At 40.3% G+C, this 24,119-nt stretch carries 26 protein-coding genes and 1 pseudogene; 10 read left to right on the top strand and 17 right to left on the bottom strand.

From position 1 onward, the window contains the following. Positions 1–26: 26 nt before the first annotated feature. A complete protein-coding gene (locus ASE42_RS06245) occupies positions 27–866 on the bottom strand; it encodes a M56 family metallopeptidase (RefSeq protein WP_024425496.1) in 840 nt (279 codons plus the stop codon). Continuing rightward, entirely contained in the window at positions 859–1,281 is a 423-nt protein-coding gene (locus ASE42_RS06240) for a BlaI/MecI/CopY family transcriptional regulator (RefSeq protein WP_024425495.1), read from the bottom strand. The genes ASE42_RS06245 and ASE42_RS06240 overlap by 8 nt, the downstream gene beginning before the upstream one ends. A gap of 268 nt (positions 1,282–1,549) precedes the next feature. On the opposite strand from ASE42_RS06240, the gene ASE42_RS06235 reads away from it, so the two are divergent. Then, positions 1,550–2,695, top strand: a complete 1,146-nt coding sequence (locus ASE42_RS06235) for an AbrB family transcriptional regulator (protein WP_024425494.1) — start codon at positions 1,550–1,552, stop codon at positions 2,693–2,695. Positions 2,696–2,734: 39 nt separating this feature from the next. Here ASE42_RS06235 and lepB read toward each other — a convergent pair whose 3' ends face one another. Then, positions 2,735–3,247 carry a signal peptidase I gene (gene lepB / locus ASE42_RS06230; protein ID WP_025093360.1) on the bottom strand — a complete coding sequence of 171 codons (513 nt, stop codon included), beginning with the start codon at positions 3,245–3,247 and terminating at the stop codon, positions 2,735–2,737. Continuing rightward, positions 3,247–3,864, bottom strand: a complete 618-nt coding sequence (locus tag ASE42_RS06225; protein WP_024425492.1) for a TVP38/TMEM64 family protein — start codon at positions 3,862–3,864, stop codon at positions 3,247–3,249. Before ASE42_RS06225 ends, lepB begins: the two co-directional genes overlap by 1 nt. 156 nt (positions 3,865–4,020) lie before the next feature. On the opposite strand from ASE42_RS06225, the gene ASE42_RS06220 reads away from it, so the two are divergent. Further along, positions 4,021–4,383: a hypothetical protein gene (locus ASE42_RS06220; protein ID WP_024425491.1), complete on the top strand. Its 363-nt coding sequence runs from the start codon at positions 4,021–4,023 to the stop codon at positions 4,381–4,383. A gap of 72 nt (positions 4,384–4,455) precedes the next feature. Here the strand turns inward: ASE42_RS06220 and ASE42_RS06215 are convergent, their stop codons facing one another. From ASE42_RS06215 to ASE42_RS06180, 8 genes are all read right to left on the bottom strand, one after another. Next, a complete protein-coding gene (locus ASE42_RS06215) occupies positions 4,456–5,409 on the bottom strand; it encodes an LCP family protein (RefSeq protein ID WP_024425490.1) in 954 nt (317 codons plus the stop codon). A gap of 138 nt (positions 5,410–5,547) precedes the next feature. Further along, the gene (locus tag ASE42_RS06210; RefSeq protein ID WP_056766096.1) at positions 5,548–6,492 is read right to left on the bottom strand and encodes a siderophore ABC transporter substrate-binding protein; all 945 of its coding nucleotides are present in this window, start codon (positions 6,490–6,492) and stop codon (positions 5,548–5,550) included. 21 nt (positions 6,493–6,513) lie between these two features. Further along, complete coding sequence (locus ASE42_RS06205; RefSeq protein WP_056766095.1) at positions 6,514–7,272, bottom strand: ABC transporter ATP-binding protein; 759 nt, start codon at positions 7,270–7,272, stop codon at positions 6,514–6,516. Next, complete coding sequence (locus tag ASE42_RS06200; protein ID WP_056766094.1) at positions 7,263–8,213, bottom strand: iron chelate uptake ABC transporter family permease subunit; 951 nt, start codon at positions 8,211–8,213, stop codon at positions 7,263–7,265. The genes ASE42_RS06205 and ASE42_RS06200 overlap by 10 nt, the downstream gene beginning before the upstream one ends. After that, positions 8,206–9,156 (bottom strand): ABC transporter permease, encoded by a 951-nt coding sequence (locus ASE42_RS06195; RefSeq protein ID WP_056766093.1) that lies wholly within the window; start codon positions 9,154–9,156, stop codon positions 8,206–8,208. Before ASE42_RS06195 ends, ASE42_RS06200 begins: the two co-directional genes overlap by 8 nt. Before the next feature lie 161 nt (positions 9,157–9,317). After that, complete coding sequence (locus ASE42_RS06190) at positions 9,318–9,596, bottom strand: barstar family protein (RefSeq protein ID WP_056766863.1); 279 nt, start codon at positions 9,594–9,596, stop codon at positions 9,318–9,320. A 266-nt stretch (positions 9,597–9,862) separates the two neighbouring features. After that, positions 9,863–10,345, bottom strand: a complete 483-nt coding sequence (locus tag ASE42_RS06185; RefSeq protein ID WP_024425482.1) for a hypothetical protein — start codon at positions 10,343–10,345, stop codon at positions 9,863–9,865. Between the two features lie 299 nt (positions 10,346–10,644). Next, positions 10,645–11,223, bottom strand: coding sequence for a competence protein ComK (locus ASE42_RS06180; RefSeq protein WP_024425481.1), 579 nt, complete (start codon positions 11,221–11,223; stop codon positions 10,645–10,647). 289 nt (positions 11,224–11,512) lie between these two features. Here ASE42_RS06180 and ASE42_RS06175 point away from each other — a divergent pair, with 289 nt between their 5' ends. After that, positions 11,513–11,749 carry an IDEAL domain-containing protein gene (locus tag ASE42_RS06175; RefSeq protein WP_008348804.1) on the top strand — a complete coding sequence of 79 codons (237 nt, stop codon included), beginning with the start codon at positions 11,513–11,515 and terminating at the stop codon, positions 11,747–11,749. A gap of 56 nt (positions 11,750–11,805) precedes the next feature. Here the strand turns inward: ASE42_RS06175 and ASE42_RS06170 are convergent, their stop codons facing one another. Further along, positions 11,806–12,666: an SDR family oxidoreductase gene (locus ASE42_RS06170; RefSeq protein WP_024425480.1), complete on the bottom strand. Its 861-nt coding sequence runs from the start codon at positions 12,664–12,666 to the stop codon at positions 11,806–11,808. 141 nt (positions 12,667–12,807) lie between these two features. Between ASE42_RS06170 and ASE42_RS06165 the strand changes: the two genes are divergently transcribed. From ASE42_RS06165 to ASE42_RS06150, 5 genes and pseudogenes are all read left to right on the top strand, one after another. Beyond that, positions 12,808–14,340, top strand: coding sequence for an FAD-dependent oxidoreductase (locus ASE42_RS06165; protein ID WP_056766092.1), 1,533 nt, complete (start codon positions 12,808–12,810; stop codon positions 14,338–14,340). 92 nt (positions 14,341–14,432) lie between these two features. Further along, positions 14,433–14,972, top strand: a pseudogene (locus ASE42_RS19480) (protoglobin family protein); the annotation flags it as partial. Positions 14,973–15,116: 144 nt separating this feature from the next. After that, positions 15,117–15,728: a methyl-accepting chemotaxis protein gene (locus ASE42_RS19475; RefSeq protein ID WP_404841197.1), complete on the top strand. Its 612-nt coding sequence runs from the start codon at positions 15,117–15,119 to the stop codon at positions 15,726–15,728. Between the two features lie 61 nt (positions 15,729–15,789). Further along, a complete protein-coding gene (locus ASE42_RS06155) occupies positions 15,790–16,374 on the top strand; it encodes a histidine phosphatase family protein (RefSeq protein WP_024426547.1) in 585 nt (194 codons plus the stop codon). 386 nt (positions 16,375–16,760) lie between these two features. Beyond that, positions 16,761–17,906, top strand: a complete 1,146-nt coding sequence (locus ASE42_RS06150; RefSeq protein WP_025093353.1) for a serine alkaline protease SapB — start codon at positions 16,761–16,763, stop codon at positions 17,904–17,906. Between the two features lie 202 nt (positions 17,907–18,108). Here the strand turns inward: ASE42_RS06150 and ASE42_RS06145 are convergent, their stop codons facing one another. After that, complete coding sequence (locus ASE42_RS06145; protein ID WP_029707551.1) at positions 18,109–19,374, bottom strand: M48 family metallopeptidase; 1,266 nt, start codon at positions 19,372–19,374, stop codon at positions 18,109–18,111. Positions 19,375–19,569: 195 nt separating this feature from the next. Between ASE42_RS06145 and ASE42_RS06140 the strand changes: the two genes are divergently transcribed. Next, positions 19,570–19,977, top strand: a complete 408-nt coding sequence (locus tag ASE42_RS06140; protein ID WP_024426550.1) for a hypothetical protein — start codon at positions 19,570–19,572, stop codon at positions 19,975–19,977. Positions 19,978–20,058: 81 nt separating this feature from the next. Here the strand turns inward: ASE42_RS06140 and ASE42_RS06135 are convergent, their stop codons facing one another. The 3 genes from ASE42_RS06135 to ASE42_RS06125 form a co-directional block, all read right to left on the bottom strand. After that, on the bottom strand, positions 20,059–21,612 hold the full coding sequence (locus tag ASE42_RS06135; RefSeq protein WP_025093351.1) for a fatty acid--CoA ligase family protein: 1,554 nt from the start codon (positions 21,610–21,612) through the stop codon (positions 20,059–20,061). 172 nt (positions 21,613–21,784) lie between these two features. Continuing rightward, the gene (locus ASE42_RS06130; RefSeq protein ID WP_024425472.1) at positions 21,785–22,774 is read right to left on the bottom strand and encodes a lipoate--protein ligase; all 990 of its coding nucleotides are present in this window, start codon (positions 22,772–22,774) and stop codon (positions 21,785–21,787) included. 2 nt (positions 22,775–22,776) lie between these two features. After that, positions 22,777–23,520, bottom strand: coding sequence for an MBL fold metallo-hydrolase (locus tag ASE42_RS06125; protein WP_056766861.1), 744 nt, complete (start codon positions 23,518–23,520; stop codon positions 22,777–22,779). Between the two features lie 156 nt (positions 23,521–23,676). Between ASE42_RS06125 and yhfH the strand changes: the two genes are divergently transcribed. Then, positions 23,677–23,814 (top strand): protein YhfH, encoded by a 138-nt coding sequence (yhfH, locus tag ASE42_RS18525; protein WP_008359029.1) that lies wholly within the window; start codon positions 23,677–23,679, stop codon positions 23,812–23,814. Positions 23,815–24,119 lie beyond the last annotated feature (305 nt).

The following is a 24,119-nucleotide window of genomic DNA, read 5'->3' as shown; positions in this document are numbered from 1 at the left end:
AATGTAATGTTAATAAGTAAAAAAAATTAGTAATTTAGATTAAGCATAATGATTAAGGCCACCATGAGAATCGTTGATGTGACAATGGGAATGATGGGTACATTGAAAGGAATATTGTATGTTGGGTTTAAAATCTTCTGTATTCTTAAATTCAATGCCCGATCTCCAAAGGATACCGCAAACTTCGTTTGTTTTTGAAACTGCGTTCTCTTTTTAATCAGTTTCAAAAGGGCTTGCCCTACTCCAAGCTCAGTGCCTGTCTGCCGAATCGCGTAGTCATCTGCGATCACTTCACGAAAAACGGAATAGCTTTGTCTCATATGCTTTAACACTGGAATGTACCAAATCACTTTTGTAAGCATTGAGAATGTGAAGGCCTTTAAAGGATCGTAGCTGTATTTGTGGTGCAATTCATGATGAACAACAGCATCAATTTCCTCTTCATCCAGCATGTCCATGAGAGATGTTGATAAGTAGACCTTTGGATGAAGCATCCCCATGGCAAAAGCAAGCGGTTCATGACAATGAAACACAATGATGTCATTTGCATATTTTTCAGATAAAGATTCGGTCGACTGGTAATCGACTGCAAGCATCAGATTTTGCTTGAATTGAATGTACGTTTTGATTTGCTTCGTCATATAAAAAATTGCAAATCCCAATGTGTAGAGGACTAAAGCATCTAGGAAATATTTCAAAGGAGTGAATCCATAGAATTCGAGAACAGACTGGCATACATGAATGAGATTATATGCTTGATTCCAGCCAAAAAAGCTTGAAAGCACGTAATACCCCATCTGATAAAAAATCGTTAAACCAATCAATATACCGCTTAAAAATAGCAGGCTCGATTTCATTTTATTCATTTTGCTGCTCCTCTTTTTTGGATGCCAGCCTTGCTTCAAGCACTTTGAGTAATTCAGGGTCAGCACTTTCAATTGCATCCACCATATGATTCACTGCCAGTGGACCAAAATCGTCCATCAGCCCTTGCGTAATCCATTTTGTCTGCTCATTTAGAAATTCTTCTTTTGTTAAAATGGGATTATAAATAGATGAACGCCCTTTTGTTTTCTTCTCGACAATTCCCTTTTCGGTTAAGCGGTTCAGCACAGTCATCACTGTGTTGAAATTAATCGGCTTTTCATCTGACAGCTTCTGCTGCACTTCTTTAATCGGCATATCCTCACCTTGATAAAGGATTTCCATAATTCTTCCCTCTAAAGGACCGAAAAAACGATTCAATCCCTTTTCATTATATTTAAATGAAGGAATTTTCATGTAATCACCTCACACACTAAGCATTGTAGTGCAATTGAAAATGATAGTCAACTGATAACTAAAATAGGGGAAAATCGTTGTATATTGTTTTTGTTTTTGGTAAAAATTATATCTTTACTTTTATCAAGAGTCTATCTCGCCTTTGATAAGATAATCTTATGAAAAAGGTAAAAAAATTCGTATTTTATTTATAAAGACTTTTGTATTATAGTAAAGATAACAACATTTCACTTACTGAACAAATTTATAGGAAGAAGGTTTACATGTGATGAAACAAGGAAACAGCCTTCGAACCGATCTCATTTTGATCGCGATAAGCGGTTTAGGTGGATTTCTTTTGTCTTTAACAGGAATGTCTATTGGCTGGATGGTCGGTACATTAATCACAGCTGCATTTATTGCCATGCGACGTCCCACCCTGTTTCAGCGTAAAGGAAACAACACCTTGCGTATTCACAGCAGATGGCTACTCCTTGGTCAATTCATTCTCGGAATCGAACTCGGACAGAAAATGAACATGAAAGTTCTTCATATTTTCGCTGAACATTGGCTCCCTGTGAGTTTCATGCTCGTTTTTTCTATTCTACTGGCGATGCTCTCTGGCTTTGCCTTATGGAAGCTGAGTAAAACAGATATGCTGACCAGCTTTGTCGGAACAGCCCCAGGCGGTTTATCTGCTATGCCAGGGATTGCCCAAGAGGTTGGAGCAAATACAGCCGTTGTCAGTCTCGTACAAACAACACGTGTATTAATGGTGGTACTCACCATCCCATTTACGGTGTTCTATTTAAATACAAAAAATCCAGCGGATGCAGCTGCAGGCGTGCAAGGGAGCGCCTTTTCATCCGGCGTTTTCACCCTGTCAAATATCTCGTGGACTGCTGCACTTATTTTAGGTGCCTGGCTTATGTCACGCCTCGCGGTTCGGCTTCATTTCCCTGCCCCTTGGCTGATTGGCAGCATGTTAGGAGTTGCAGCTCTTCAAGTAGGTGCAGGTGCGCTCATAGGTCATGATTTGATTCCTTATTGGCCAGCACAAGCGAATATCGCATCACAGGTATTTCTCGGTGCAACCATCGGTTCAAAAATGAATAAACAGATGTTTGTCGGGCTAAAAAACACGTTAATTGTAGCCGTCGTCAGCTCAGCAGGATTGATTGCTGCAACGGTTCTCAGTTCAATTGCCATTGCAGAGGTCACAGGCATTTCTGTCATTACAGCCATTCTTGCCTTTTCGCCTGGCGGTATTGCAGAAATGGCAACAACAGCAGTCACACTCCATGAGGACTCAACCTTTGTAGTAGCTGTACAAGTCGTTAGAATCATTCTTGTCATTGCGATGCTGCCACCGTTTTTTCGATTCTTACATCATGTCTGGGCAAAAAGACATCCTGAATATAAAGCCGCAAAATAAAAAAAAGAGACGCTTTGCATATGCAGAGCGTCTCTTTTTTTATTCATCCTGATTTCTTTTGACACCAACTACTTGATCCTTTGAAATCGTTCCAAAATGCCGGCTGTCGAAGCTATGTATTCGGTTATCTCCGATTACGAAGTAATGGTTTTTTTTGATTTTATCTTGTCCTGTGATGGCTTTCAGCTGAAAATCTCCTGTCAGGACATTCCCCATTTTATGTTTTTTCTGCTCTTTTAAATACGGTTCTTTCCATTTTTTCCCATTAACAAATAACTGATCATCTACATACTTGATCGATTCTCCTGGGAGCCCAATGACCCTTTTGATCAAAATTTGATTTTTAGGACCGTGAAATAACACATAATCAAACCGGCTAATTTTCGTGAGTTTTGGCGAGAACTTGTTGATTAATAATTCTGTTCCATCTGTAAATGTGGGGTCCATACTAACCCCTTCTACTTTATACTTCACAAACATGAAATTCTTTACCTGGAACAATAAGACGATGCATGTAATAATCATCAACCATAGCAATGGCTTCTTTTTCATTAAGAGCCTCCTTTGTCCTCACGCTTGCTCATTCGAATATTCAACCTATTTTCTACTCTCTTTCCAACATACCATAATAAAACGATAACTAGAACCGCAAAAACACTTCTTAACGGATTCTTTACTAAAGCAGAAAGATCATAACCGATAAAACTAATGATAAAGAGCATGACACACTTACCAGCTAAAGCAGCTAATGAAAATTGCCACATGCTAATTCTTGATAAGCCTGCGACAACATTGACAGCCGCAGAAGGTGTAAAAGGAAAGCAGAGTAAAATAAATAACGGACCAAATCCCCGCTTCTCCACCCAAAGCATTAATTTCTTAATGGAAGGGTGTCTGCTGATAAAGTTCAGCATTCTCATCTGTCCAAATTTTCTGATCAGTAAAAAGACAAGAATAGAACCTGCACTTGCACCGATCCAGGTTAATAAAAAGCCTTCCCAAAGGCCGAATGCATTCGCATTTGCCACCGCAAACGCCACGAGTGGTAAAAACGGAAGAAATGCTTCAATCAGAGGAAGCAATATAGCGACAATTGGTCCAAAGGCCTTGTAGCTTTCAAAAAATGATGTGATATTTTCATGAGTAAATAGAGAAAGAAATGATGTCAACTTGTTTGACTCCTTCAAGGTTTGTCTACATTTCATTTTACATGGAAAACATAAAAATATACAAATGAATACCACTCGCCCCCTTGAGATTGTTTGACTCATTCGATATAATAAACAAGAACATTTGTTCTATTTTTAAAGAAAGCAGGCTTGGACATGACGAGACTATCAAGAATACAGCTTCAGATGATGGAACAGGCCATCTTTCTCCCAATGGTCATCTCCATCCTCAATCGTGATCTGACACACTTAAAACAACATCAAACATTTAAATTAAATGAACCATACATTCAGCTTGTGACCTCCGTGTTAAAGGAAGCCCAGAAAGCACTTTACGAACTGAAGCAGCATTTACGTAAAGAAAACATGAAGGTACAGCAAATTGAACACGATGAAGGATTTACAACGTATCTATTTATCATAAATGGCTATGAAGAAAAGCATAAATACTTTAATCCGCGTATACGTCACCGGGTAGAGGAACTGCTGACTGGATATTTTCTGCATCAAGCAAATTAACTTCTTGCTGAAATGCGACGTGGTACCCATTTCAAAGAAAAAAGCCTGCCGCGGCGGCAGGCTCCTTCTTATTTATGATAATTCAAGCTGTTTTCTCAGCTCTGTTCTAACTTCTTCTAATCCTGGTCCATCTAACTCAAAGTAATACACATTCCCAGGCTGATAATCATGGCCCTTTAGCTGAATCGTATCCACTGATTTCAATGAGCTCAGTAATGGAAAAAGACCGATGAACTGCTTCATGGAAAGATTGGTTGAGACATTATCACCAAGCGTATCAATGATGTTGTCATATGACGGGATCGAAGAAATCGATTTAGATTTTTCGAAGATGGCTTGAAGTGCCTCCATTTGGCGTTTTCCGCGCATGAGGTCACTGTCTGCTTTTCTCGTTCTCACAAAGGCTAAAGCTTCTTCACCATTTAACGTATGTGTTCCTGTTTGCACATGAACTTTCCCTTTTGAATCCTTTTCCATTTGTTTTGCGATGCCTTCATCTTTAATCGTTACGTCAATTCCATTTAGCTCATCCACAATGTCTTGAAACGCCTTAAAGTTCCCTGAAATCACATAGTCTACAGGAATGTTCAACAAGTTTTCGACCGTTTTGACTGACAAATCTGCACTCCCAAACGCATGGGCGTGAGCAATTTTATCATATCCTCTCCCTGGTATATCCACATAAGCATCACGAGGAATACTGAGAAGCTTAATGGTTTTGTCTGTTCGATTCACCGCCGCCAGTAAGACCGCATCACTTCTTGCTTCGTCTACCGTTTCACCTGGACGGCTGTCAATTCCAAGCAGCAGCACCGAAAAGCTGTCCTTTCCTGGATCAAAAGCTTTCACACGCTTTTGCGAGGTGTCTCCTCTTTCTAATGATACTTGCGCCTTATTCGACGCTTTTGAAATTTTATAGTATGCGTATCCAGTCACTGACACTGCCATCACCATGACAAATGCCATGATAAACAGCACGGCTTTTACCCAAGGCCTTAGTCTTCTTTTTGATCTTTTTTCCTTCATCCTTTCCGAACCCTCACTCTATCTTAGTCTATCAATGTAGGTTCCACTATAACATATTTTGATGAAAGTTTCCTGCATGCAACATATTTTTATGAATCCACAATAAAAAAGCCGCTCAAGATGAGCAGCTTTCGTCCATTATTTTTGGCTAATTCCTTGTTTTATTTCATCAATCATGGCAGTGAATGATTCAAGGCCGCCGCCAGATAAATACCACATGTCAGAGTTCAAATACACCACATGATTGTTTTTGACTGCTTTCACTGATTTCACATAATCATTTTCAACAAGCTGTTTCGCAGACGTTTCTTCTCCGATCGCTGCGCCTCGGTCAACGACAAATAGATAATCTGGGTTCGTTTTGACCATGTATTCATACGAAATGCTTTGTCCGTGTTTATCAGATGGCTCAAGCTTTTGATCTGCCGGTGTGATACCAAACACATCGTGGATGAGACCGTATCTTGACTTAGGACCAAAGGCTGTCATTTTGCTGTCGTTCGCCATGATTACCAGTCCATTTTTCTTTAACTCTTTTGCTTCTTTCTTTAAAGCATCCACTTTTTGATCAATGGCAGCAAGTTCTTCTTTGACTTTGTCTTCTTTATCAAAAATCTTGCCTAAAGTTGTGGCATTCTTTTTAAATGATTCCATATAATTGGCATTGTCTACATCCATATAAATCGTAGGGGCAATTTTAGAAAATTCATCGAATGCATCTGCTTGACGGTGCTGGATAATGATTAAATCCGGCTTGATTTCTGCAATTTTTTCAAAGTTCGGCTCTTTTAATCCGCCGACATTTTCATATTTGTCTCCTTCATATTTAGATAAATATTTAGGCACCACTTGTTTCGGTAAAGCTGTTACATTCACACCTAGTTTGTCTAGCGTATCAAGGCTTCCCATATCAAACACGACCACTTTTTTCGGGTTTTTCTTGATCTTTACACCATCTTTATTCAGCATGTCTTTTACCGTTACAGTTTCTTCTTTAATTCCTTCTGTTTTTCCTTGATTTCCGCAGGCAGCGAGTACCACGATCGCTGTTAATACAGTCATCATCCATATCCATTTTTTCATACGTGATCACCTCTTTATTTTTTAAGAAAAATATAAGCAAATACGCTCACCGCGAATAACTTCAATCGGTATGCGCATGTCATAAATTTGTTCAAGTGCATCTGTTTGAATCACTTCGTCCACTCCACCTTCTTTAATAACCTGTCCATCTTTTAAGGCGACGATATGATCGGAATACACAGAAGCAAAGTTAATATCATGAAGAACGACAACAATTGTTTTCCCAAGATCTTTGACGAGCTGCTGAAAGAGCTTCATCATCTCGACAGAATGATTCATATCCAAATTGTTTAAAGGCTCATCTAAGAAAATATAATCTGTATCCTGCGCCAGCACCATTGCAATAAAGGCTCTTTGTCTTTGTCCACCGCTCAGTTCATTTACATATTGATGCTGGATATCAGCAAGCTTCATGTATTGGAGGGACACATCGATCATCTTCTCATCCTCTTTAGTCAGACGGCCCTGTGAGTAAGGGAAACGGCCAAAACTGACAAGCTCCCGAACGGTCAGCCGCACATTCATATGATTGGCCTGCTTTAAAATACTCATCTTCTTCGCAAGTTCCTGCGGAGGGTATGCGCTATAGGGCTTGTCTTCTAAATAAGCTGCACCTGAGTCTGGCTGAATCAGCCGGCTCATAATGGATAAAAGCGTGCTTTTCCCCGCACCATTCGGACCAATGAGAGAGGTCAGTTGTCCCTTTTTCACACTGATTGTTGTGTCGTGAAGCACTGTTTTTCCGTTATACGTCTTACTGACGCCCTTCATCAAGACCATGAACGACTCTCCTTTAACAGTAAATAAATAAAATACAGTCCGCCGACTAAATCAATCAACACACTAAGCGGCGTTTGAAAAGTAAATACCTTTTCTACAAGAAATTCCCCGCCTACAAGGGCAATCACACTAATAAAAAAAGAGCCTAATAGCAAGTATGTATGCCGGTATGTCCGAAAAAGCTCTCGTGCGACGTTTACGACGAGTAAGCCGAGGAACGTAATCGGTCCGACAAGTGCCGTTGCGATAGACACAAGGACAGCTATTACGATCAGCATCTTTTTTGTGACACTGTCGTAGTCAATGCCTAGATTCACCGCATGCTCCTTCCCAAGAGACATGACATCTAATTTGGAGCGGAATGTCCAAATGTACACACACAGCGCCGTAAATAAAACAGAAGCAATCAGTAAGATGTCCGTGTTCATGTGATTAAAGCTTGCAAAGGATTTATCCTGTACGACTTGATATTCATTCGGATCGATCAGCATTTCCATAAACGAAGAAAGACTTTTGAACAATGTCCCAAACACAATTCCAACAAGCAGAAGCAAGAAAATATGTTTATTTTTGCGTTTGAACATGACTGTATACAGCAGCACAGAAAATAGAATCATCAGCCCAACGCAAAGGAAAAAATTAAAATTCTTATTGACGATCATTAAATGAGTCGACCCAAACACATAAATAATCGCTGTTTGCAAAAACAAGTACAGTGCGTCTAAACCCAATATGCTCGGCGTTAAGATTCGATTGTTGGTCAAAGTTTGGAAAACAACAGATGAAAAGGCAATCGCGCCTCCCGTTAATGTCATCGCAAGCACTTTCTTTAAACGACTTGGGACTGTGTACGGCCAGTACCCCATTTGAAAGGTAATAAAAATTACGATCAACACGGCTGCAATGGCTGCAATCAGGCATAATATACGTTTCTTATGCATAGCGTTTCCTCCTTAATAACATATACAGGAAGATCGCACTTCCGATGATACCTACCATGAGTCCAACTGATATTTCATATGGATAAATGATCACCCTTCCGAGCACATCACAAATCAGAACAAAAATAGCTCCTAGTAAAGCTGTATGCGGGAGGCCTTTTTTCAAGTGATCGCCGCGGTAGATCGATACAATATTCGGAATGATTAATCCAAGGAATGGCAGCATTCCGACAGTTAAAATGGTGACAGACGTAATCATTGAAACGATCACCAAACCAACCGCCATCACACGTTTATACGTTAAACCTAAGTTAACGGCAAAGCTCTCACCCATGCCTGCCACTGTAAAGCGGTCAGCATATAAATACGCAATGATCAATAGTGGAACGCTCACATAGAGCAGTTCATAACGCCCTTGGACAATAAGAGAAAAATCCCCTTGAAGCCATGCGGATACGTTTTGGATCAAATCATATTTATAGGCTATAAACGTAGATATTGAACTGACAATCCCCCCAAACATTAAGCCGACTAATGGTACATAAATCGTATCGTTCACCTTAATATGCCGCAGGATTTTTAAGAAAAGAAGATTCCCAGCTAAAGTAAATAGAAACGCAATCCCCATTTTCATAAGCGGATTCACATGTGTAAAAACAAGCATTGCTACTAAAATACCAAGCTTCGCCCAATCCATCGTTCCTGCAGTGGTTGGTGAAACAAATTTATTCCTCGTCATGCTTTGCATAATAAAGCCGCATAAACTAAGGCTCATACCAGCAAGCACAATACTCACGAGACGCGGGAGGCGGCTTGAAACTAACGTGTGCACTTGTTCATCTGTTAAATGAAACAGCTGTAAAATGGACAGATCCTGTACACCGACAAACAGAGATATACATGCCAAACATACAAATAACAAACTTAATTGATACAATTTCATACAGGTTTCTCTCTTTCTATCAAGCTCTATCCGCCACAAATGATTATCATTATCAATTAAGCGACAGTTCATATATTATCACATCTAGTGAAATATTCAATAGCGGTATGAAAAAGACGCAAACTCAAAAAAACAGCCTGCGGCAGCGGCTGCTTTTTTCATCATGATTGAATATTCAATTGAAATTGTCCCTTCAATTCCTCTTCTGCTTCTTGAAATAACTGACGCAAGCTCTCAGCATAATCACCAAGAGCGTGTTTGCTCGTTTGAAAATTCACCCATGTCAGCTCTACTGGAAGAGTCACCTCTCCTGTCAAACAGTCCCAAAGGGCATCAAGATTTTTTCCGTAATAGTCAGGAAGGTGTAAAACTGTTTTTAGCTGGTCATGAAGCTCTTCTTGCGACCTGCATGCTGCACCGTCAAGCTGCACTTTTTTCATGTTCATCTTCCCCTCTCCTCTCTATATTTTAAACGAATTGGAGGAGAAAGAGAAAGATGGACATCTTACTTTTGTTACTGCCCGGCACCTGAGATTAATAGAATGAGACAGGCAGCAAAAGCCGCTGGTGTTGGCTTGAAAGCAATCGAAGGGATTACTGCTAGGATTCGCCTGTACGGACGAAAGCATGATTCAAGAAGGCGTTCGCCGTTTAAAGAAAATCCTTCACATTTAAAAAAGCCTGGAAGGTTTACTTCCAAGCTTTTTTAGGATGATTGCTGAATTTGACCTACTTCTTCAATAAATGCGGCTGTTTGCTGCAAGCCATCCTGAAAATGATGGGTAGCGGAAATAAACAGCTTTTCTTGATCGGGATGCTTCAAGAGCTTTTCCACCTTACTGATCCCTTTTTCAAAGGAAGCAAGACCTGTCTTTAATTGTTGATCGGCCTTTTGATAAGCGGCTGGAACTTCTTGATGATCCAGCCCTTTTTGAATCACACGATCAAATGCTTTCGTCGCTTCTGTCAATTTTTTATTTGTTTGGATCTTTCCATGTCCATCTGAGATAAACTGATCGGTCATATTTTCATATGCTTTATTTAACTCATCCATATAAGACTGCACCCATTGTTCATAAGCAGCTTCTTTTGTGTCTTGCTTTGAAGGCGGCTGACCTGCTTGCTGACAGGCTGCTAGTAAAGTCAAAGTTAGGATAAATAGCAGCACCAAATGTGATTGTTTTTTCATACAGAGCCTCCATTTCTTCATCCCATTCGTTCATATCGGTCAAATATAAGCATCCTTTACCACATAAGATTTCTTTTATTGTAACAGACAAGCTCGTGTCACTTCTGTGATTTATGAGTAAATGGATGAAAATACGTCAAAGGATCCACATTTCCCTGTCATTTCCCAATACAACCAATAGACGACGAGACATACGTATTTGGTTTCAATGAATTCATCTTTATGATGTAGCGGCGCCTTTTTGCATTGCATTCATGCTTGATAAGAAATCCAGCGGCTGTTCTGCCGCTGGATTTTGACTAATATCTGTTGCGAAGCTCCCTTAATATAAAATCGTATACGAGATTGAGCTGCTGTTCCTTTGGATACAGCATAAATTCTTGTTTCTTCGGAAGACCTCCATCAAGACGATCTTGAAATTTCGTTCGGAGATATGCTGTCCGGTGCACCTGACTCTCAAATGATTTATATGAGACATCAAGTTTGACGGTTTGCTCATTTGTAAAGGTGACCACCGTGTCTCCGAGGGATGATTCTTGGAAGGTATGAATGTATTTGTGGGAGATCCAGCCGCACTGAGGACGGTTGGATGAATAGGTTGGGAAGAAATACAGATGATTGGATGAGTCAATCACAATTGGGGGTTTGTGAGAAATTCCTGTTACTTCGTATGTTCCCGCCTTTCTGCCTGCATAGCTTGAGCCGAAGAATCTGCAGCTGCGTTCGATAATTTGCAGGGGCTTTAATTCAACGTAAAAGCTTGTCTCTCTTTCTATGACTTTTGAATATACTCTTTTTCCTTCTTCAACTGGAAGGACCGCCATTGTTGTTTGATTAATGACGTATGAATCTAAAGGTGTTTCACTAATTCCTGACACTTCATTTCCTCCTGTGTTAATATTTGGTTATTTAAGATACTATTAATCTATCACCAACATATAAGAAACGACAGGATTTTTTCAAAATTTATTAAAAATCATCTTTTTATCATATTTTTTAGTCCATTCGATCTATCGAAAAGCCATTTTTAAAGATATATCACATCCTGTCGATTGGACAAGAGGTGTCGATTCTGCTCAAAAATAAATTGTCTAAAAATTATAAATTCTTGTTGATTTTTTCTCCGCCAATCCATATACTATAAAAAAGGCATCGGGGGGATTCTTTATGAAAGAGAAAAAAACGTATGCTGAGCTCATGAAGTCCCGCAACACCCAAAAAACCGAAGAAAACGGCGTCACCATTTTAGACATCTATATTCAAATGGTTTTAGATGAGGCGCTTTATAAACAGCGCTTAACCTTCCTAAGAGAAGAGATTGATAAGGCACTGGATCAGCGTGATGAAAAGCGATTCAATGACCTGTCAGCTCAATATGCAGAACACTGCTTACATCAATCATGATGATTTTACTTGCGGCAGAGAGACATCAACTCGTCTCTTTACCGCAAGTTTTTTGTTTATCCATTTAAAATGGTCCCGCCATTCACATGCAGCATTTGTCCATTCATATAAGATGAGTCTTCGCTCGCTAAAAATAAATAACTTGGCGCAAGCTCTACTGGCTCACCAGGACGTTCCATTGGGACATCTCCGCCAAATTCAGAGACTTCTTTTTCCGTAAAGGTTGAGGGAATCAGCGGTGTCCAAATAGGACCGGGAGCTACTCCATTCACTCTAATCCCTTGTTTAATGAGCGATAAAGATAATGATCTCGTAAAGGTTACGACCGCCCCTTTTGTGGATGAATAATCGATCAATGTTTCATGCCCTTTATAGGCGGTGACAGATGCTGTATTAATAATACTGCTTCCTTTTTTTAAATGAGGAAGGACAGCCTTTGTTAAATAAAACATGGCAAAAATATTCGTTTGAAATGTCCGAAGAAGCTGATGCGAGGTAATTTGCTCAATGCTTTTTTGCGGATGCTGTTCCCCGGCGTTATTCACCAAAATATCAATGGAACCGAAGGCATCTTTTGTTTTTTTGACGACCTCATTCGAAAAAGCCTCATCCCCTAAATCACCTGCAATTAAAATGACACGGCCTCCCGCTTTCTCAATATAGTCCTTCGTCTCCTCGGCGTCACGATGTTCACTTAAGTAAACAATGGCGACATTGGCACCTTCTTTCGCAAATAAAACAGAAACTGCTCTTCCAATCCCGCTGTCTCCACCTGTCACAATGGCTGTTTTTCCTGCTAACTTTTTATCCTGTACCTCACGATCAAAGACAGGTCTAGGGTTCATTTTATATTCAAGACCCGGACGTTCATTTTGGTGCTGAGGTGGCAATGTTTTCTTCGGCTGCTTTGTTGACACGTTAGTCCACTCCTTCCTTTTATCTTGTTTATTTTTATGTGCTGGCGGCTTTTTTATGTATGGCACCCCTGTTTCCTTTCAGATGTATGATTTTCAGCATTGTGGAAAAATTATACACAACAAGTCAATGGAGGCGACAACATGGAACAAGAACATAAAGGAATGGAACAGGCAAAATCATTATGGCTGGCGGACAGTCAGAAACATTCTTTTCCTGCTGTCAGTGAAGATCTCACAACAGATGTGATCATTGTCGGCGGCGGTATTACCGGTATCGCTGCGGCGTTTGAAATGACAGAGCGAGGATTAGATGTAATCATCATTGATGCCGAACAATTGCTGCAAGGCACGACCGGACACACAACGGCTAAAATCACCTCACAGCATGATGTGTACTATTATGAGCTGATTCAACAAATTGGGATGCCAAAAGCACGTTTGTATGTAGAAGCAAATGAGAAAGCAAAAGACCTCATTCAAGCTCGTATCAAAGAGCACGACATCGATTGTCAGCTAGAGATAAAAGATGCTTACCTTTATACAAAGGAAGAAAGCGGTGTAAAAAAGTTAAAGAAGGAATTAGATGCCTACAAACAGCTTGGTATTGACCGGGAATGGAAAACAAAGCTTCCTTTTGACGCTGACATCAAAGCAGCCCTTGCAATGACCAAGCAAGCACAGTTTCATCCCCTTCATTATCTCAATGCACTAATCGACAAGCTCCTAGAGCGAGGTGTACGTATCTTTGAACAAACAACCGCTGTTGATGTAAAAGAAGGGAACCGCCCTGCTGTCGTCACAAAAAGCGGACATCATCTGACAGGGCGCTATGTCATTTCATGTTCACACTTTCCTTTTTATGATGGAAAAGGACTTTATTTCACCCGAATTCATCCAGAGCAATCCTATGTCGTAGCAGCTAGAACAACCAAACCACTCCCAGACGGAATGTACCTAGGAATTGACCAGCCTGCTCACTCTTTAAGAACGGCAGAATGGCACGGTGAAGAAGTAGTCCTCATCGGAGGAGAAGGCCATAAAACAGGACAAGGCGGAGATGAATCCGCTCACTATGAAGGACTAGAAACGTTTGGAGACGCTACCCTTGGAATAGAAGAAGTGCTGTATCGCTGGTCGACACACGATATGGTCACAATGGATCAAATCCCTTACATTGGCCGCCTGACCAAACACCACCAGAATATCTTTGTAGCAACCGGCTTTAGAAAATGGGGTATGACCACAAGCCACGTCGCAGCCACTCTTATCGGTGATTTAATTGAAGGAAAATCGAATCCATATGAATCAATCTTTACGCCATCAAGACCTGTTACTGACTCTTTCGTCAAAGATTTCGTTAAAGAAAATGCCAATGTCGCTACCAAGCTGATCAGTGGTAAATTCAAACGAACTGATCAAACAATCGATGATTTAAAACCAGGCGAGGGCGGCATTATCTCGTATGAACATAAAAAGTGCGGCGCCTATAAATCAGAGGATGGGAATGTCTTTCTAGTCGATACAACGTGTACTCACCTAGGCTGTGAAGTGGCTTGGAATAATAGTGACCGCACTTGGGATTGCCCGTGCCACGGTTCACGTTTTTCCATTACTGGAGAAGTAGTAGAAGGCCCTGCTAAAAAACCACTAAAAAGGTCATATAAAGAACAGTGAAATTTCACTCGTCCCCCCTTTAAAAAATCCAATATTATCCGATAAAAAACATAAAGTCTGATATTTTTGATGATTATGGGGGGACAAACACATTGTTATTTAAAAAAGAACCGAAAAGAAAAAACACTGCTTTTTTCACACAGCAGGATGATGGGATAAAACGAATCAACTTCTCGAACAATACGGACATCGCCAAACAAATCAAAATGATTGACCTGACGCAGCATGACCTATTGATATTAAAGCAGCTCAATCCAATTGTTCAGGATGATATTGCACATATTGTTGATAAGTTTTATAAAAATTTAGAAGTCGAGTCTTCCTTGATGCATATCATTCAAGACAATAGTTCTGTCGATCGTTTGAAAAAAACACTCCGCATTCATATTAGCGAAATGTTTGCAGGTGTGATTGACGAAGCCTATGTGGCAAAACGCATTAAAATCGCGCAAGTTCATTTACGGATTGGACTCCAGCCTAAATGGTACATGGCAGCATTCCAAGACCTTCTGCTATCCATTATGGATTTATTCGCTAACCATATCCAAGATTTCAAAGAATATCAGACAGCGGTCAAAGCGACGACGAAAATTTTAAATTTAGAACAGCAGTTAGTCCTAGATACATTCCAAAATGAATATTCTAAAATTCGTGATGAAGCAGAAGAGCAGCAGCAGGAGCTTCATACAAAAATCACAGAGACTTCAAATTCGCTTGCTTCGCTCTTCTCAAACACAACAAGTGCAGTCGACAAGCTTGTCTCAAAATCTGATGAGATGGCGGACATGTCACAAGCTGGAACACAAATTTCAGCACAAGTCGAAGAAAAATCAATCGGCGGTAAAAAAGAATTAGAAATTCAGCAAACACAAATGAACCAAATTGATGGCAGCATGACAAAAATTGAAACAGAAATTAAGCGCCTTGAAGAAATCGCCAAACAAATTGAACAAATCTTTGGGATTGTCACAGGCATTGCAGAGCAGACGAACTTGTTATCTTTAAATGCCTCAATCGAATCTGCACGAGCAGGTGAACATGGAAAAGGTTTTGCTGTGGTTGCAAACGAGGTACGCAAATTATCAGAGGACACCAAGAAAACGGTTTCAACTGTATCTGAACTTGTCAACAATACCAATTCACAAATCGCCATTGTTTCTCAGCACATTGCGGACGTGAATCTACTTGTGACAGACAGTAAAGAAAAAATGACACAAATCAATTCACTCTTTGATGATATCGTCAGCAGCATGAACTTAAGCAAAAACCAAAACGGAAAAATTGAAATTGACCTTCAGACCTTCCTTAACGAATTGAAGGAAGTCAAACAAACGGTGTCTCAAGTCGCAAGCTCCGTCGAATCCTTAACAAGCCTGACAAATCGCTAATACAGTCTTTTTTCTTCTGCTTTAGTATAATAGAAGAAAAGATAGAAAAGGCGGGATTTGATTGACAACAATTTGCCTAGTCAGACACGGGGAAACAGATTGGAATGCAGCGAAACGAATTCAAGGACGAACAGATATCCCTTTAAACGACACAGGTAAATGGCAGGCTGAACAAACTGGACTTTACTTAAAGGATGTCCATTGGGATGTTGTCATTTCCAGTCCACTAACAAGGGCAAAAGAAACGGCACACTTGATTTTAAATCATGTCCATGCCCCACTTGTCATCATGGATGATTTTATAGAACGAGATTATGGTGACGCTGAAGGCATGTCGTTTGAGGAGCGTCAAAAGCTGTTTCCAGATAAACAATATCCAAATATGGAACCAATTGAGACGATTCAAAACCGAATGCTGGAAGGTATTGAGAAAGTCAGAGCCGCCTATCCAGATCAACATGTCCTGATCGTGGCTCACGGAGCTGCTATCCATGCTTTACTCACCACTTTGGCTGATGAACATATGGGTTTACAGAACACGAGACTTGTTAATGCTTGCTTAAATTATGTGGAATGGTCAGATGGTAAATGGAAGGTCCGTGATTACAACGTGGTCAGCCATTTAACTCAATCCGCCCCTTCTTAAAGAGCCTGTTATCTTAGCAGGTTCTTTTTTATGGCAAAAACAATGATAAAATAATATTTTTTTATATCGAAATTCGAAATAGATGCTAGACGATTCTACCTATTTTATGGCTTTTCGGGTACCGAATATTTAACCAGAAATGGATCATGAGAAAAAAAGCACACTCCCTTTTTAATAGATCATCGCTGAAACGATAGAATAAACATATTTTACCATCAGTTCCAAGTGACTTAATTCCCCAATTTTCGCTAGGACTTTCACAAAAATTCGGGTCTACTCTTATTTGCCTACTTCCCTTAAACTGAATATACAGAATAATCAAACGGATCATTCTTATAGACTACGGATGATTATTCTGAAATAAGAAAAAGGGATGTGGAGTGTGCGTGAAAAAGAAAAATGTGATGACAAGTGTTTTATTGGCTGTCCCTCTTCTGTTTTCAGCAGGGTTTGGAGGCTCCATGGCAAATGCCGAGACGGTCTCCAAAACAGATAGTGAAAAAAGCTATATTGTTGGTTTTAAAGCCTCTGCCACCACAAACAGCTCTAAGAAACAAGCTGTCATTCAAAATGGTGGAAAACTAGAAAAACAATACCGCCTCATTAATGCTGCACAAGTGAAAATGTCCGAACAAGCTGCCAAAAAACTTGAACATGACCCTAGCATTGCTTACGTAGAAGAAGACCATAAAGCAGAAGCATATGCACAAACCGTCCCTTATGGAATCCCTCAAATCAAAGCTCCAGCTGTACACGCTCAAGGTTATAAAGGTGCTAATGTCAAAGTAGCTGTCCTTGATACTGGAATCCACGCTGCACACCCTGACTTAAATGTTGCAGGCGGTGCGAGCTTCGTCCCTTCAGAGCCAAATGCCACCCAAGACTTTCAATCACATGGAACTCACGTAGCTGGAACCATTGCTGCCCTTGATAACACAATTGGTGTTCTTGGGGTCGCTCCAAGCGCTTCCCTATATGCTGTGAAAGTATTAGACCGCAATGGCGACGGACAATACAGCTGGATTATTAGCGGTATTGAATGGGCTGTAGCCAATAACATGGATGTCATCAATATGAGTTTAGGCGGAGCAAGCGGTTCAACAGCACTTAAAAATGCCGTTGATACAGCAAACAGCCGCGGAGTCGTTGTTGTTGCCGCCGCAGGTAATTCAGGCTCTAGTGGCTCTAGAAGTACAGTTGGCTATCCAGCCAAATACGAGTCTACAATTGCTGTTGCCAATGTAAACAGTAACAATGTCAGAAACTCATCTTCTAGCGCAGGTCCTGAATTAGATGTTTCTGCACCTGGTACTTCTATTTTAAGTACAGTGCCAAGCAGTGGATACACTTCTTATACTGGAACATCTATGGCGTCTCCTCATGTAGCAGGAGCAGCAGCGCTTATACTTTCTAAAAACCCGAACCTAACAAATTCACAGGTTCGCCAGCGCTTAGAAAATACAGCGACACCGCTTGGTGACTCATTCTATTATGGAAAAGGGTTAATCAACGTTCAAGCTGCTTCTAACTAACCAAGTGTGATAAAAAAATCCGGGGTGTCAGTCCTGCGTGCCGGTGCTCACGAATGCTCAATTCGCTCCGCTCCGGTACTCGTCCTTCCTAGACTTCAAAGGTTTTCTATCACGCTGAAAAGAAGACAAAGAACTAAAATAAAAATCATTTTAGCTCTTTGTCAAAAATCTAAATCCGGCTGATCCAGCCGGATTTTATTTATTACTGCTTTTTCGGCGTTTTCTCTTTTTCCGCCGCTTTTTCCATATCCATGATTCTCTCCATCATGGTTGGGTGTCCATAGCGGAAGATCTTCACTAAAAACGGTGGATTTACCTGGGACAGCCCTGATTTTGCAAGCTTTTGAAAAGACGTTACGCCTGCCTCCCCGTCTTTTGTCATGTTCACCGCATATTCGTCGGCTGCCCGTTCTTGATGCCTTGACACTGCATTTGTAAATGGTGAAGCTGCAAATGACAGCATCGATACGATGATTAAAAGAAGCGGAAGAGCAGCAATGTCGTGTGACACCTTGAGACGAAATGTGGCTGCTCCTTTTTGATAAAGATAAAAATAAAGACGGTCGATCGCAAATAATCCGGCCAATGACAGCACTAAATATCCTGCTAATCCAATATAGACGTGTTTCATAACGTAATGACCCATTTCATGCGCCATGATAAATAAAATTTCTTGGTCTTTCAGCTTTTGCAGTGTTGTATCCCATAAGACAATACGCTTATTTTCACCAATTCCTGTGACATAAGCGTTCATCGTATTCGTTTTCTCAGACATATTGACCTCATATACATGATCTGCCGGAATATGCGCTTTGTCTGCCAGCGTTAATATTTTCTTCTCTAGAGCTTGATCCTTTAGTGGATAAAAATTGTTATATAACGGATCAATAACGACCGGCTGTATAAAGAAGAGAAACAGCGTAACTGGGACTGTCAAACACCACGCATACAGCCACCAGCGTTTTCTTCTCTTTTGAATCAGCCAAAAGAACACAATAGCACAAAGGGCAAGGAGCGGATATTGAATCCAAAAATCCAGTGTTTGATCTTTCAACCAGCTTGCCGTACTTTGTGCAGATACTCCGTAGTGCAAAGACAGCTGATAGCCAATCCACTTAATTGGCAATGAAATGATCATTGTTAGAAGTGACAGCACAAACACATACACAAGTTTGCTTAAAAACTTGAAACGAGCTGCTGCCAGGCTCCAATCTGCTATTTTCCGTGAAAACCCTGAAATGAGCAAAAGGAAAAAGACATACCAATCTAATGGGATGGTTATGAAATACAGCAGATTCCGTATGTTCGAGAAATTCTCGCTGATCACAAGCTCATGACTTGTCATAAAGGTATGCGGATCTGCACTTGTCCCTTTTACACTTTCAGGTACCGATGAATCCCCCATTAGAAACAGATACGAATAAATAAAAAGACCGTACAATATGTATGCTACCGTTGCAAGAGCCATCCATTTACGTACTCGCACAGGTCAGCCTCCTTTCCATCCCTCTCTCTATTCTAGTCACGCATTTTTTCGTTTAGAACCTGTCTCATGTGGCTCCATCATAGCATGCCCCATCAGAAAAAGCTTTCGCGAAAAAAATGATTATGCGACTCAAAAATCGGAGAAGCTACATGTAAAACAGTAAGTTGGAGGATCAAAATGAAGAAAATCCTTGCAGGAGTTGTGATTTTTGGACTTTTATTAATCACCTTCTTTTATGTGTTCAGCCGGACGAGCGAAATCTTTGATGAGAATCGAGCTGAAAAATTGCTGCTCTCACCTGCGAATGAATCCATCTCTTATGAAATAGATGATAAGGACACAGTAGAAGATTTAATTGAAGAATTAAATAAAGGCAAACAAACAAGCAATCATCTCAAGAAAAATTTAAAAAAGCCCGATTATATCGCCAAGGTGATGTTCGGACGAACAAACGGCACCACCTTCCAGCTTTGGACCAACCGATCACAGGTCGTTTTTTTAGTTGATGGAACGTTTTATGAACTGAATCAAAAACAGTCGAATTCTTTTCAGAGACAGTTAAAAGAAGCCATTCAAAAGAGCTAGAATGATCTTTGAGAGAAAACTTTGAATTGCGAGGGTTTGTCTACATGCGAAGGGAGTCTCCTCATCAGAGACTCCCTTTTTTTATTTACTTTCTTCTGCTTGATACTTTTCTCTTAGCGCTCTTCTTAAAATTTTACCTGTTGTGTTTTTAGGAATATCATCTATGAAATGGATCGTTTGGGGCTGCTTATATTTTGCTAAATAGCGTGAACAATGTGTGATGATGTCTTCTTGATTGATGTGAGCATGTTTCTTAGGGGAAATGTAACAGACGACTGCCTCTCCCGTGTTCGGATCTGGCACACCGATGACAACGGCTTCTGCTACAGCTTCATGTTGATAGAGTACTTCTTCTACTTCTCTTGGATAAACATTATAACCGCCAACAAGAATCATATCCTTTTTCCGATCGACAATATAAATATATCCTTCTTCATCTCTTCTCGCCAAATCGCCAGTATACAGCCAGCCGTCTCTTAGTGCAGCTTCTGTATCTTCTGGCATTTGATAATAGCCTTTCATGATGTTTGGCCCTTTTGCTATCAGCTCTCCGACTTCATTTGGACCGACTTCTTCTCCTAGTTCATTCACAATTTTATTCTTCACATTCATAATGTCAGTCCCGACAGAACCTGGTTTTCTTTTTCCGTCAAGAGGATTGAATGCAGTCACTGGAGATGCCTCTGATAGCCCATAGCCCTCAAGGACCGTAACACCGAATTTTTTCTCAAAGCCATGGAGTAAGGCAACAGGCATTGAGGCACCACCTGATATACAGATCCTCACGGATGACATCGCTTCCTCATGCCCCTCCTGGCGGTACAAATAGTTATACATGGTGGGCACTCCAACAAATAGCGTTGGCTTCTCTTTTTCCATCATGCGCAAAAGCTCTGACGGGCTGAAATGCGGCAAGACATAAATCGTCGCACCATGAATCAACGGTGCATTCATACAGACTGTTAAACAAAATACATGGAACATTGGCAAAGCAGCAATAACCTTGTCCTTTTTATCAATCGATAAATACTCAGCGACATCTCTGGCATTTGAATAAAGGTTGAAATGAGTCAGCATGGCACCTTTTGGTTTTCCTGTCGTGCCAGATGTAAATAAAATAACAGCAGTATCATCTGGCTGAATGGAAGGATGTACGTTTTCATTCGCAGCACCTGACACAAGCTTTCCAAAGAAAACAAGTCGATCAGATACTTCCTTGAAGCTTGATCTGCACGCCGATTCATTTTCTGCACAAATAATGACTCTTTCAATCGACGGAAGCTGCTCATACACCTGCTCGTAAACTGGCAGAAGCTGTTCAGGCGCCACAATACCTTTCACATCGCCTGTGATGAGCATATATCCAATTTCACTAGGTGTATACGTTGGGTTAATAGGTACAACGACAAGCCCTGCCTTTAATGCGCCAAAAAAAGAAATGACAAAATGCGGTGAATTTCCTAAAATAAGCGCGATATGATCCCCAGCTTGAAACCCTTCGTTGACTAATCCATCTGCAAAACGCTCGATACTTGTCATCAGCTCTCGATAGGTCCACTTCTTTCCTTCAAAGATCAGTGCGATATTTTCTCCCTTCGTCATCGCCGTCTGCTGAAGATTTTTGATCAAATCCATTCTCCCACCCCTTACATGTCATCAATGAATGAATGACCATTCATTTTATGGCCGAACATTCCTCCTTTCTATTATAATAGACAATCGAAAAAATCCACAAGATCAAATGTAAATCGCTTTCATTTCCTTCAATCAAAAAAGCACTGCTATCTCTAGCTGTGCTTTCCCGCAATTAATAAATCAAATCAAGAAAATCCTCTTTTGATACGTTGCCGAAATAGTGGCGCATATCCATATCTTCTAAGACATCACTGATCGTTTTACGATCATATTGCTGTCCGATGAGCCGCTTCTCAATATCGGCAATATCCCCTACGCCAAAGAAATCACCAAAGATTTTGCAATCCTGGATCATCCCTTTTTTCACTTCTAATCGCAAATCAATGGAGCCTGCAGGGAATCTCTTAGAATGCTGCAAATTAAATTTCGGTGAACGGCCGTAGTTCCATTCCCATTTTTGATAGCGATCTCGAGAAATTTCGTGAATCTTTTCCCAATCCTTTTCAGTCAGGCGATATTGAGGCACGTCCCCATTTGTATCAAAAATGTAGCTTAAAAGAATTTTTCTAAATTCTTCTGTTGTCATTTTTTGATCCATCAGTTCACTAATATTGGCAACCCTGCTTCTAATCGATTTGATGCCTTTTGATTCAATTTTTTCTTTTTTCACATTTAAAGCCGAAACGACATGTTCAATTTCTGAATCAAATAGAAGTGTGCCATGGCTGAAAATACGTCCTCTTGTTGCGAACTGGGCATTTCCAGAAATTTTACGTCCATCTGCCATGATGTCATTTCTGCCGCTCAATTCAGCTTTAACGCCCAGCTTTTCAAGCGCTTTGATGACTGGCTCTGTGAACTTTTTAAAGTTATGGAAGCTGTCTCCATCATCTTTTGTGATAAAGCTGAAGTTTAAGTTCCCTTTGTCATGGTAAACTGCACCACCGCCAGATAAGCGGCGCACGACTTTGATTCCGTTGTCTTCCACATACTTTGTGTTGATTTCTTCTATTGTATTTTGGTTCTTTCCAATAATGATCGACGGCTGATTGATGTAAAACAGCAAATATGTTTCTTCTGGATCTAAATATTTTAAGCAATATTCTTCAATTGCCAAATTAATCATTGGATCATAATGTTGTTCGTTATCGATAAACAGCATCTCTATCTTCCTTCCTTGTTCCATCTAAGCCCTGAATGGGCAAGCTGTATACTGCCAGTATATAACGCCTGTGCTTCATTGACTAGGTCTTTATGACGACCAAAATGGGGCAGATGGGTGATGATGAGTTCCCCAACATTTGCTTCCGTTGCAATCTTTCCTACTTCCGTACTGTTCATATGTCCAGCACCTGATCCATCTTGTCCGGCGTAAAAATTGCTTTCGGCAATGAGCAGATCTGCCCCCTTGCTAAATGGAATAAATGCCTCCTGATAGCTTGAGTCTGCTGTATACACGACCACAGCATCTTCTGCCTGAATTCTCATCGCATAGCATTCTGCTGGATGAACCGTTTTCAAAAAATCAATTTGAAAGGGTCCGAGTTGAATCCCTTCTTTCGGCTGATAAGGCTTTGCCTTTGTATGTACATCATCAGAAAGCCGTCCAAATGCTTCTTGATCACCAATATGTCCATAGATCGGAAGCGGGCCGCTGCTTTTTCCTAAATGATATCCCACTAGCTTCGCATATTGGAGTGGTCCGATATCTGCAATATGATCGTGGTGATAATGAGAAAGGAGAACAGCATCTAGTTCTTCTATATCAATGTATTGCTGCAGCTTTGAAAGAACACCGCTTCCGCAGTCTATAAGTAGCCTGAAGCCATTTGATTCAAAAAGGTAGCCTGATGTCGCTTCACCAGCTGCCGGAAACCCTCCATAGCATCCAATTACGGTTAATTTCATCGTCATTTTTCCCTCCTTTTCTAAAAATCCCCTTCTTACAATATACCCATTTTTCATGAAAAAAGCATTCTTCCTGCCTATTGTTACAAAACAGATTGACAATTGTTAATCTGTTATAATACAATAATAGCAACAAAACGTATAGGAGGATGACAAATGCTAGGAAAAATCACAGAGTTTTTTAGAAATTTGCCCTCAAAAAAATGCACAAAATGTGGAAATGATTTAATGGAACAGCACGAGTGTTATGGTAATGAATGTGAGGAATGCTCACAAGTAAGTTATCTTAAATAAGGAAATAAATTGAATAAAAAAGCACTTTTTTCCTCCTTCGTCAGTTGGAGTCAAAAGTGCTTTTTATTTTTTCTGAAAAATAGGTAAAAAGGTAAAACCCCTGTCACAAAAGGGTTTTTTAGTATTTTCATATGATGAGTTTTAGTTCTGAAGACACTTTTTATTGACTCGAAGCAATGAAGGGGGTTCTAAATGTCTATTTTTTCTAACAATTTTGTATTTTCTTAATATAATTTTATCGTGGACGAACCTCTTTAATTTTAGTTATACTTTAATTCATATATTAAAACTTAATATGATGGGAA

The organism is Bacillus sp. Root920, assembly GCF_001429445.1.
GTDB classification, from domain to species: Bacteria; Bacillota; Bacilli; order Bacillales; family Bacillaceae; genus Bacillus; species Bacillus safensis.
The sequence above is the reverse complement of the archived record's forward strand: the minus strand, read 5'-3'. Positions and strand labels throughout refer to the sequence as shown.